The organism is Mumia sp. (assembly GCF_028803055.1).
Classification (GTDB): Bacteria; Actinomycetota; Actinomycetes; order Propionibacteriales; family Nocardioidaceae; genus Mumia.
In genome coordinates this window covers 1-9,230 of record NZ_JARBCJ010000139.1, presented here as the reverse complement: position 1 = coordinate 9,230, position 9,230 = coordinate 1, and the positions used below count along the sequence as shown (strand labels likewise).

The 9,230-nt window shown below is 72.3% G+C and carries 8 protein-coding genes; 1 reads left to right on the top strand and 7 read right to left on the bottom strand.

Annotation, left to right across the window (positions count from 1 at the left end; translation table 11 throughout):
• Positions 1–1,424 (top strand): lytic transglycosylase domain-containing protein (locus PV363_RS13055; RefSeq protein WP_366525481.1); only part of this gene is annotated, 1,424 nt, incomplete at its 5' end.
• 15 nt (positions 1,425–1,439) lie between these two features.
• Here PV363_RS13055 and hemB read toward each other — a convergent pair.
• The 7 genes from hemB to PV363_RS13020 form a co-directional block, all read right to left on the bottom strand.
• Entirely contained in the window at positions 1,440–2,432 is a 993-nt protein-coding gene (gene hemB, locus PV363_RS13050; protein WP_220342184.1) for a porphobilinogen synthase, read from the bottom strand.
• Positions 2,433–2,434: 2 nt separating this feature from the next.
• The gene (locus PV363_RS13045; RefSeq protein ID WP_301022534.1) at positions 2,435–4,048 is read right to left on the bottom strand and encodes a uroporphyrinogen-III synthase; all 1,614 of its coding nucleotides are present in this window, start codon (positions 4,046–4,048) and stop codon (positions 2,435–2,437) included.
• Positions 4,049–4,154: 106 nt separating this feature from the next.
• Positions 4,155–5,078 carry a hydroxymethylbilane synthase gene (gene hemC / locus PV363_RS13040; RefSeq protein WP_220342186.1) on the bottom strand — a complete coding sequence of 308 codons (924 nt, stop codon included), beginning with the start codon at positions 5,076–5,078 and terminating at the stop codon, positions 4,155–4,157.
• A complete protein-coding gene (locus tag PV363_RS13035) occupies positions 5,075–6,433 on the bottom strand; it encodes a glutamyl-tRNA reductase (protein ID WP_220342187.1) in 1,359 nt (452 codons plus the stop codon). Before PV363_RS13035 ends, hemC begins: the two co-directional genes overlap by 4 nt.
• On the bottom strand, positions 6,430–7,116 hold the full coding sequence (locus tag PV363_RS13030; protein ID WP_220364867.1) for a redox-sensing transcriptional repressor Rex: 687 nt from the start codon (positions 7,114–7,116) through the stop codon (positions 6,430–6,432). The genes PV363_RS13035 and PV363_RS13030 overlap by 4 nt, the downstream gene beginning before the upstream one ends.
• Before the next feature lie 182 nt (positions 7,117–7,298).
• Positions 7,299–7,556, bottom strand: a complete 258-nt coding sequence (locus tag PV363_RS13025) for a glutaredoxin family protein (RefSeq protein ID WP_301022533.1) — start codon at positions 7,554–7,556, stop codon at positions 7,299–7,301.
• Positions 7,546–9,099, bottom strand: coding sequence for an AMP-binding protein (locus PV363_RS13020; protein WP_220342188.1), 1,554 nt, complete (start codon positions 9,097–9,099; stop codon positions 7,546–7,548). Before PV363_RS13020 ends, PV363_RS13025 begins: the two co-directional genes overlap by 11 nt.
• Positions 9,100–9,230 lie beyond the last annotated feature (131 nt).

Genomic DNA, 9,230 nt, shown 5'->3' with positions numbered 1-9,230 from the left:
GGGAGTTGATCGGCGGCATGGGGGCAGCACGCAGAGGCCAGAAGGCCAACGGCAAGCGCACCAGCTGGTGGCAGACCACCGCTGCGCTCCTGCCCTGCGCGATGATCGCTGGCGCCTGGGGCGCTGCCGTCGCCCTTCCCAAGCAGCCCGGGCCTGTGGACAGCGCCGCCTACTCCGCGTACGCCGAGGGCTCCCCGCAGGTCCCGGTCACCGGCCCCGACCTCCAGGTCACGCCCCTCCAGGACCCCGTCGAGCAGCAGTCGTCCAGCAACGCCGTCACTCCCGCCGCGCTCGTCGGCGCACCGTCGGACATCCCCGGACCCGCGCTCGCCGCCTACCAGCGTGCCGCCAACGTCATGGCGGTCACCAAGCCGGAGTGCAAGCTGTCCTGGGAGCTCCTCGCCGCGATCGGCCGGGTCGAGTCCAACCACGGCCAGTTCGGCGGCGCGACGGTGACCAGCACCGGCGCCACCTCGCGCGCCATCATCGGCATCGCGCTCGACGGCACCAACAACACCGCACGCATCCCGGACACCGACAAGGGCGCCTGGGACGGCGACGCGAAGTGGGACCGCGCGGTCGGCCCGATGCAGTTCATCCCCTCCACGTGGTCCTCGGTCGGCGTGGACGCCGACGGCGACGGCAAGGCCGACCCCAACAACATGAACGACGCAGCGCTCGGCGCGGCGGTCTACCTCTGCGTGGGCGGCCACGACCTCAGCGTCGAGGCAGGCGCGCGCGCCGCCCTCATGTCCTACAACCGTTCGACGGCGTACGCCGACCAGGTGCTCGCGCTCGCGGCGAGGTACGGATCGTCCAGCCCTGTCTCGATTCTCCCCACCTTCCCCTACCCGAGCAGCCCGGTCGCGCCGCTCGGGCCGGTCGGACCCCGACCTCCGGCCGCCGGCGTTCCCGGTGGCCCTGGAGCCGGCGGTTCGCAGCCGACGCCGACGATCGTGGCGCTCGGGATCGAGAAGCCGCCGACGCCGAAGCCGCTCGACCCCGGCGGCATCACCTCGCCCAAGCCCGGCACGCCGACGGTTCCCACGAAGCCGCCGACCAAGCCTCCGACGGATCCCACCAAGCCTCCGACGGATCCCACCAAGCCTCCGACGGATCCCACGAAGCCGCCGACCACGCCGCCGACCAAGCCGCCGACCAAGCCGCCGACGGATCCCACCAAGCCGCCGACCGACCCGACCGACCCGACGACGCCTCCGACGACCGAGCCGCCCGCCACGACCGAGCCGCCCGCCACGACGGAGCCGGACCCGGAGCCGACGACGGCAGAGCTGGCCCAGGCGTTCTGCGCGACGCTCGACGTCAGTGCAGACACGCTCCAGACGTGCATCGCGGCCTACGTCGGGGCTGCTCCCAACGGCACCGAGGCGGCGAAGGCCGCCGCCCGCGCCGCCGCCGTCTGACCGCGGAGGCCAGGCTCAGCGTGCGAGCCGCGCGGCGAACTCGCTCGCCCAGTAGGTGAGCACGATGTCGGCTCCGGCACGCCGGATCGACACGAGGGTCTCGGCGATCGCCGCCTCACGGTCGATCCAGCCCTGCGCGGCGGCCGCTTCGACCATCGCGTACTCGCCAGAGATGTTGTACGCCGCCACGGGCACGTCGACGGAGGCGCGCACCGAGGCGACGACGTCGAGGAAGCCCATCGCCGGCTTCACCATCACCAGGTCCGCACCCTCCGCGACGTCGAGGGCGACCTCGCGCAGGGCCTCGCGACCGTTGGCCGGGTCCTGCTGGTACGTACGCCGGTCGCCGACCAGCGTCGAGTCGACGGCCTCGCGGAACGGCCCGTAGAAGGCCGACGCGTACTTCGCTGCGTAGGCGAGCACGCCGGTGTCGGTGAAGCCTTCGGCGTCCAGCGCCCGCCGTACGACCCCGACCTGTCCGTCCATCATCCCGCTGGGTCCGAGCAGGTGGGCGCCCGCCCGAGCCTGGGCGAGCGCCATCTCGGCATAGATCTCCAGGGTCGCGTCGTTGTCCACGCGCCCCTCGGCGTCGAGCACACCGCAGTGCCCGTGGTCGGTGAATTCGTCGAGGCACAGGTCCGACATCACCACGAGCTCGTCCCCCACCTCGGAGCGCGCGTCGCGGATCGCCACGTTGAGGATCCCGTCCTCGTCGGTCGCGCCCGAGCCGGTGGCGTCCTTGCGGGTGGGCACCCCGAACAGCATGACTCCCCCGAGACCCAGCTCCGCGGCTTCGGCGACCGCCTTGCGTGCCGAGTCGCGCGTGTGCTGGACGACCCCCGGCATGCTCGAGATGGCTCGCGGCTCGGTGAGCCCTTCCGCCACGAACATCGGCAGCACCAGCTGTCGCGCCTCGACCGACGTCTCCGAGACCAGCCGGCGCATGGCCGGCGTGGTGCGGAGACGTCGGGGCCGGACGTCAGGGAACGAGCCGTCGCGATCGACCATCGTCAGCTCCGGCGGCGCGAGCCCTTGGTGCGCTGCGACGGCTTCGTGACCGGGTCGCCGGCCTCCACCATCGCCTGCCGGCGCTTGGCGCCGAAGTCGGCGAGAGCGTCGGCCAGGACCTCGGCCGACGGCGTGGGTGCCACGACGTCGACGCGCAGGCCGTGCTCCTCGGCGGTCTGTGCGGTGGCCGGGCCGATGCAGGCGATCACGGTCGTCGCGTGCGGCTTGCCTGCGATGCCGACGAGGTTGCGGACCGTCGAGCTCGACGTGAAGACGACCGCGTCGAACTTGCCGCTCTTGATCGCCTCGCGGGTCGGCGCCGGCGGCGGCGCCGCACGGACGGTGCGGTAGGCGGTCACGTCGTCGACCTCCCACCCGATCTCGACGAGCCCGGCGACCAGCGCCTCGGTGGCGATGTCGGCACGCGGCAGGAACACGCGGTTGATCGGGTCGAGCAGCTCGTCGTACGGGGGCCAGTCCTCGAGGAGGCCCCGTGCGGACTGCTCGCCGCTGGGGATCAGGTCGGGACGGATGCCCCAGGCAGCGATCGCCTCGGCGGTCTTCTCGCCGACGGCGGCGACCTTGAGTCCGGAGAACGCCCGCGCGTCGAGGCCGTACTCGTCGAACTTCTCGCGGACGGCCTTCACGGCGTTGACGCTGGTGAAGGCCACCCACTCGTAGCGGCCCTCGACGAGGCCGCGCACAGCCTTGTCCATCTGCTGCGGGTTGCGAGGCGGCTCGACGGAGATCGTGGGGACCTCTTCCGAGACGGCGCCATAGCTGCGGAGGCGGTTGGCGAGCGTGGCCGCCTGCTCCTTGGTACGAGGAACGAGCACGCGCCAGCCGAAGAGCGGCTTGGTCTCGAACCACGAGAGCGTCTCGCGCAGGTCGACGACGTCACCGATGACGGTGACCGCCGGCGGGGCCATCTTGGCGGCCTTGGCGTCGGCGGCGATCTTCTCCAGCGTGGAGACGATGGTCGTCTGCTCGGTCGTCGTGCCCACCCGTGTCATGGCCACCGGGGTCCCGGGAGCCCTCCCGGCCTCGATGAGACCGTTGGCGACGTCCTTGATGGTGTTCACCGCGCTCAGCAGGACCAGGGTCTGGTCACCGGCGTACGGCGTCCAGTCGACCTTGGTCTCCCCCATCCGGATGATCGACACCTCGCGGTGCGTGCGGTTGGTCAGCGGCACGCCGGCGTAGGCGGGGACGGCCGAGGCCGAGGACACGCCGGGGACGATCTCGAAGGAGATGTTGGCCTTGTCGCACGCCTGGGCCTCCTCGGGCCCGGTCGCGAAGGTGAACGGGTCGCCGACCAGCAGGCGGACGACGTTCTTGCCGCCCTTCGCGTGCTTGACGACGAGCCGGCCACGGGCCGCGGGGGTCAGGACGCCGCCGTCCTCGCCGTGTCCTCCGTCGACGACCTGGGCACCCTCGGGCACCAGGGCCGCCTGGTCGGGAAACTCGATGATGACGATGTCGGCGGCGTCGAGGAGCTCCTTGGCGCGGAGGGTGAGCAGGCCGGCATCACCCGGGCCGGCTCCGACGAAGCTCACGTGGCCGACGGGTCGCTTGACGGCGCTCGTGGCGGTGTCGTCGGCTGTCACCTCAGGCACGGCGGCCTGCTCCTCGGTCGCCTTGCGCTTGCGGGTGGCGGTGGTGGTGCTCACGTTTCTCATTCCTCGTCTGCCTCTGGGTTGACTGGCCCACGGGGGTCGGTGGTCATGGGGTCACGACCCGCATCAGCGAGTCGGCACCCTCGGCGAGCATCTCGGCAGCCAGACGCTCTCCGATCCCGACCGGGTCCTGCACGGATCCGGTCGATGACAGTCGGATGGACGGTGCGCCGGAGGGATCTCCGACGAAGGCCCGCAGCCACAGCCGGGCAGTGCCGTCGTCGTCGACGACCTCGGCCCACGCCCCCACGGGTGCCGAGCATCCCGCCTCGAGCGAGGCGAGCAGGCTGCGTTCTGCGGTGACGGCGGCGCGGGTCGCGCCGTCGTCGAGGCGGGCGAGCAGGCCGGCGACCTCGTGGTCGTCGGCGCGGCACTCGCACGCCAGGGCACCTTGGCCTGGTGCCGGAAGGACCTGCAGCGGGTCGAGCAGCTCGGTCGCCTCCTCGATCCTGCCGAGCCGGCGGAGGCCGGCGGCGGCCAGCACGACCGCGTCGAGCTCACCGGTGCGGACCTTGCCGATCCGCGTGTCGACGTTGCCGCGAAGGCCGACGACCTCGATGCCGAGGCCGAGCGCGTTGATCTGGGCGGCTCGCCGCGGGGACCCGGTCCCGACGCGGGCGCCGGGCGGGAGCTCACCGAGCGTCATGCCGTCGCGGGCGACGACCGCGTCGCGGGGGTCCACGCGCGGCGGGGTGGCCGCGAGGAGGATCCCGTCGGCCGACGACGTCGGCAGATCCTTGAGCGAGTGGACGGCGACGTCCACCTCGCGGGCGAGCAGCGCGTCGCGCAGGGCGGACACGAAGACGCCGGTGCCACCGATCTCGGTGAGGGGTCGCGAGCTCCGGTCGCCGTGGGTCGAGACGGTGACGAGCTCGGTCTCGACACCGGTCAGCTCACCGAGCCGCTCGGCGACCTGGGCCGACTGGGTGGTTGCGAGCGCGCTCGCGCGGGTCCCGACGCGCAACGTCATGCGCGGTCCTCCTTCGGCGAACCTGGCGAGGACCCCTCGGGTGCCTCGGCAGCAGGCGTGGAACGAGTCGGCTCGACTGCGCTGACCGCGTTGATCACGGCCGGGTCGAGGGCGAACAGGTCCGCGAGCGCGTTGGCGTAGGTGAGTGCGTCCGGCCGTCCCGCCATCGCCTTGATCCGGACGGTGGGCTGGTGGAGGAGCTTGTCGGCGACCCGGCGGACGGCCTGACGCAGCTCGTCGACGACCTCCGGATCGACGTCGTGGAGCCGCCCCTCGAGCCGGACGAGCTCCGCGTCGACGACCGCGGTCGCCATCGAGCGCAGCGCGACGACGGTCGGGGTCACCTTCGCCGCGTGACGAGCGGCGAGGAACGCCGCGACCTCACCGGCGACGATCCCGCGCACCGCGTCGATGTCGGCGGCGCCCTTCTCGTCGGCCAGCATCTCCTGCAGCTGGGCCAGGCCGAGGACCATCACGCCCGGGAGGGCGGCGACGTCCTCGTCGATGTCGCGCGGCAGCGCGAGGTCGATCAGGACGTACGGGCTGGTGCGCGCCGTGGTCGCCGCACGGACCTGCTCGGCCGTGATGACCGAACCGGTCGCCCCGGTGCACGACACGACGAGGTCGGCCTCGGCGAGGGCGGCGTCGAGCTCGCCCCACGGCACGGCCGTCCCCCCGACCGTGGCGGCGAGCCGCTCGGCGCCGGCGTGGGTGCGGTTGGCGATGGTCACGCTCGCGACACCCCGACGTGCGGCGGTGGTCGCCGACAGCGCCGCCATGGCACCCGCTCCGACGACGAGGACGCGCATGTCCTCCAGGCGGTGGCCCGCCTTGGCGACGAGCTCGAGCGAGGCCATCACCAGAGACGGACCGGCCCGGTCGATGTCGGTCTCCGCGTGACCTCGCTTGGCGATCCGCAGCGCCTGCTGGAAGAGGACGTTCAGCGCCGGCCCCACCGTGGCGTCGTCCTGTCCGCGCTGCAGCGCGGCCCGGACCTGGCCCAGGATCTGGCTCTCGCCGACCACCATCGAGTCCAACCCGGAGGCGACCGAGAAGAGGTGCGCGACGGCCGCGTCGTCGTAGTGCACGTAGATGTGGCGGAGCAGGTCGTTGCGGGTGAGTCCGGACTGCTCGACGAGCAGGTCGGAGATGTCCTCCACCGAGCCGTGGAAGCGCTCGGCCTCGACGTAGATCTCGACCCGGTTGCAGGTCGAGACGACCAGCGACTCGCTCACGTGATGGGCGTCGAGTGCCTGCTGCGCGACCTTCGCAACCGCGTCGCCGTCGAGCGCGACCCGCTCGAGGACCGAGACCGGCGCGCTCCGGTGGGAGACGCCCACGACGAGGACGCTCATGCCTGGACCTCCTGCGCGGGCGTGCGCTTGCGCTGCTCGTGGTACGCGAGGATCTGCAGCTCGATGGAGAGGTCGACCTTGCGGACGTCCACGCCGTCGGGGACGACGAGGACGGCAGGGGCGAAGTTGAGGATGCTCGTGACGCCCACGGCGACGAGGCGGTCCGCGACCTCCTGTGCGGCCTCGCCAGGGGTCGCGATCACGCCGATCGAGCATCCGTGCTCGGCGACCACGTCGGCGAGGTCGTCGATGTGGGCGATCGAGAGCTCGCCGTGCCTCTCACCGACGCGCGAGCGGTCGCCGTCGACCAGGGCGACGATGCTGAAGCCGCGGGAACGGAAGCCACCGTAGTTCGACAGCGCCTGACCCAGGTTGCCGATGCCGACGATGACGACGCTCCAGTCCTGGTTCACGCCGATCTCGCGGGCGATCTGGTAGCGGAGGTACTCCACGTCGTAGCCCACGCCGCGGGTGCCATAGGATCCGAGGTACGAGAGGTCCTTGCGGAGCTTCGCGGAGTTCACCCCCGCGGCCGTGGCGAGCTGCTCGGACGAGACGGTCCGCAGACCTGACTCACCGAGCCCGGTGAGCGCCCGGAGATACACCGGGAGCCGAGCAACCGTCGCCTCGGGGATGCCCGACGAGGCGGGACGGCCGTTGGCCTGCGCTCGCAGCTGGTTCACGTCGCTCCTGGACCGCGGTACGGATTCCGGGTGTCGCTGGGGGGTCGGATACCGGCGAACACCGGCAAGCCCACTGTAAGAGTTTGTGAACGTGAGAACAAAATCGAGCGCGGTCTGGGTCGGGTGACTCGGGTCACCTGCGCCGGGGCCTCCGGCGTGCGCGCGTCAGCGCACGGAAGCGCTCAGGCCCCCAACGCCGCCCGCAGCCGCTCGGGGTCGACCCGCCAGAAGTCGTGCTGGCGGCCGTCGACGAAGGTGACCGGGATCTGCTCGCCGTAGGTGCGCATCAGCTCCGCGTCTCCGCTGATGTCGACCTCGCGCCAGGACGTCCCGGTCTCCGCGCACACCTGCGCCACGAGGGCGATCGCGTCCTCGCAGAGGTGACACCCGGGCTTGGCGTAGACGACCACCCGGGCCGGCTCCGTCGGATCAGCGCTCACTCTGCAACCCCAGGACTCCTCGCGCCTCGGCCGCCCTCAGGCGGCTCTTGGAGATCTCGCCGGTCGTGGTGTGCGGCAGCGAGTCGGTCACCACGATCTCACGCGGCACCTTGAAGCGCGCCAGCCGACCGCGGGCACGCTCGCGGAGCGCCTCGGCGAAACCGTCGGTGTCGTCGAGACGGTGCGACGGCACGACGTAGGCGCGGACGGCTTCGCCGGTCTCGCGGTCCTCGACTCCGACCACGGCCACCTCCGCAACCCCCGGCGCGTCGGCGAGCACCTCCTCGACCTCGCGGGGGAACACGTTGAAGCCCGAGACGATCACGAGCTCTCGCAGCCGGTCGACGAGGGTCAGGTCACCGTCGGCGTCCAGGATGCCGACGTCGCCGGTCGCGAACCATCCGTCCTCGTCCGGCCCGCCCGAGCCGTCCGGCCAGAACCCGCTCAGGAGGTTGGGACCGCGGAGCCAGATCTCACCCGGGTCGCCGAGCTCGGCGTCCGCGCCGTCCTTCTCGACCAGGCGCAGCTCGAGGCCCTGCAAGGGCGCGCCGACCGACCCAGGCTTGTCGACGGGCCGCCCGAGCGTCGTCGTGACGACCGGGGCCGCCTCCGTGAGCCCGTACCCCTGCTGCAGCGTGTGCCCCGTCGTCGCGGCGAACTCCTCGACGAGGTCGGGCCCGATCGGCGCGGCGCCGCTGAGCACCGTCCGCACCCCGGCGAGCGCCGCCGCGACGCCCGGCCGGCCGCTCCACGCGGCGACCACCGGAGGCGCCACGGGGACGACCGTGACCTGGTGACGCACGATCGCGTCGAGGCATCCCTGCGGGTCGAACCGGTCGAGGAGGACCGTCGTCGCCCCCTGCCGCAGCGCCTGTCCCAGGACCGCGTTCAGCGCGAAGACGTGGAACAGCGGCAGCACGGCGAGCACGACGTCGTCACGTCGGACCGGCGGCGGCTCCACGGCGGCGACCTGGTCGAGGTTGGCGAGGAGAGCGCGATGGCTCAGCACGACGATGCGCTGCTCGCTCGACGTGCCGGAGGTCGGCATCAGCAGGGCGGTCGCCTCCGGGTCCGCAGGCGCCGGCGGGAGCCCACGTGGACCAGGATGGATCTGGAGCAGGTCCGCGAAAGGACGGACCTGGGGATCAGGGTCGCTCTCGCCGGCGACGACGGTCAGCAGGCCTGCGCGGGCGAACACCGACGCCCAGTCGGGGTCGCACAGGACGAGCCGTACGCCGGTGATGGCGCACAGCGCCGTCACCTCGTCGCCCGGAGCACGGGGGTTGACGGGCACGACGACCAACCCGAGACGCAGCGCGGCGAGATAGGAGATCGGCAGCTCGAGGCGGTTGGTCATCACGATCGCGATCCGCTGCCCTGCGACGAGTCCTTGGGCGGAGATCCAGGCGGCGACCGCCGAGACCCGGTCGTCGAGACCCTCCCACGTGACCGACCGGCCGGGTCCGTAGCCCTCGACGAGCGCCGTCCCGTCGGGGTCCTGCTCCGCCTGCTGCCGGACGAGCTCCGCGACGTTCACCGTCATGGCGTCGAGTCTTGCACAGCACGATCACCATGCCCCCCTGCCCCGATCTGTACGCTCGTGCCGTGGATGCGAAGGGGCACAGACGACCGCAGAACCTCCGTGCTCGATCGATGCTGGCCGGGGAAGCCTCG

Excerpts from the sequence above, each read along its gene's own strand:
- hemB (WP_220342184.1), bottom strand. The coding sequence starts at position 2,432 with ATGGTCGATCGCGACGGCTCGTTCCCTGACGTCCGGCCCCGACGTCTC.
- hemC (WP_220342186.1), bottom strand. The coding sequence starts at position 5,078 with ATGACGTTGCGCGTCGGGACCCGCGCGAGCGCGCTCGCAACCACCCAG.
- PV363_RS13035 (WP_220342187.1), bottom strand. The coding sequence starts at position 6,433 with ATGAGCGTCCTCGTCGTGGGCGTCTCCCACCGGAGCGCGCCGGTCTCG.
- PV363_RS13020 (WP_220342188.1), bottom strand. The coding sequence starts at position 9,099 with ATGACGGTGAACGTCGCGGAGCTCGTCCGGCAGCAGGCGGAGCAGGAC.